The following is a 1,204-nucleotide window of genomic DNA, read 5'->3' on the forward strand; positions in this document are numbered from 1 at the left end:
GGCCGATCGAGCCTGTGGCCGCCATGTCGAGCCCGCCGAAACCTACACGCTGCGCCGCAGCGTGCTGCAGCCGCAGCCGAGCTCGGTCTGCATCATCAGGTCCAATGGCCGGAGCAGCGGCGACTGCTGACATGGTTAAGAGATTTCGCAAAGGCGGCGGTTTCACCGCCTGTTAAGCCTTTGCCGTTAACCTTTCTTAACAGGTCGGCTGTAAGGTCCCGGACAGAGGGGTTGAGGCCATGAAAGCAGTGCTGCTGGGTTTTCTGAACGACGAGACCGGCGCCACGGCCGTCGAATATGGCGTGATCATCGCCGTGCTGTCGCTGGCCATCGTCGGCGGTATCGGTGAGGTCCGCGACGGGATCATCTGGCTGTTCAGCGACAACAACAGCAAGCTTGCGAACGCTTTCGCACCCACTCTCTGATCCGGCTTTCCCGCGCCTGGGGCAGGATCATTGCCCGTCGGGCGCCTCCAGGATTGTTTTCAGCGAGACCTTGGCCGACCCTGGCTTCAGCGGTTTTTGCTGCGAAGCGTCGGGCGCCCAGCCGGACATCCAGACAATCGAGAAACTTGCCCTGACGCGGCCGTCGGGGTCGGAAAACCGCTCGGCGTAGATTTCCGCCGCGCGGGCAAACAGCTTGCGCGAGCCCGGGCGCCGGCTGCGATCGGTGAGTGCATTGGTCTCGCCCATGGCCCGCAGATCCGCGATCAGGTTGAACAGGCTGGCATAGCGCACCGTCACCGTCTCGACGTCGGCGACCGGCAGAGCGAGACCGGCGCGCTGCAGCAGCGCACCGGCATCGCGCACGTCGGTGAACGGCGCGACACGCGGGCTGGCGCCGCCGTAAAGCTCGGTCTCGGCCGCAAGCAGGCTTTCGCGCAACTCGAAAAGCGTACCGGCGCCGGCAAAGGCGCCGAGGAAAAGCCCATCCGGCCGCAACGCACGGCGGATCTGGATCAGCATGCCTGGGATGTCGTTCATGGCCTGCAGCGACAAGAGCGACACCGCCAGATCGAGGCTTTCCGACTCGAACGGCACGGTTTCGAGCGGTGCGATCAGGCCGGCATCGCCACCGCTCAGGAAAGCCGTATCCGTCTCGACGCGGACAATGTCGGCGACCTTGCCGCTTTCGGCGAGCGTTTCGGCCGCCGCCGGCGTCTGGCAAAACAGCACGGCCGCCTTGCCGAACCGGCGCTCGACGG

Annotated in this window: 2 protein-coding genes; one reads left to right on the forward strand and one right to left on the reverse strand. The window is 65.3% G+C overall.

Going from position 1 to position 1,204, the window contains the following annotated elements:
• The first annotated feature begins 239 nt into the window (after window positions 1–239).
• A complete protein-coding gene (locus tag ENZ75_RS32335) occupies window positions 240–425 on the forward strand; it encodes a Flp family type IVb pilin (protein ID WP_127224214.1) in 186 nt (61 codons plus the stop codon).
• 27 nt (window positions 426–452) lie between these two features.
• On the opposite strand, the gene ENZ75_RS32340 is transcribed toward ENZ75_RS32335, so the two are convergent.
• Window positions 453–1,204 (reverse strand): methyltransferase domain-containing protein (locus ENZ75_RS32340; RefSeq protein ID WP_128278638.1); only part of this gene is annotated, 752 nt, incomplete at its 5' end.

This window comes from Mesorhizobium sp. M7A.F.Ca.CA.002.04.1.1, from assembly GCF_004022805.1.
GTDB lineage: Bacteria > Pseudomonadota > Alphaproteobacteria > Rhizobiales > Rhizobiaceae > Mesorhizobium > Mesorhizobium ciceri.

Excerpts from the sequence above, each read along its gene's own strand:
- ENZ75_RS32335 (WP_127224214.1), top strand. The coding sequence starts at position 240 with ATGAAAGCAGTGCTGCTGGGTTTTCTGAACGACGAGACCGGCGCCACG.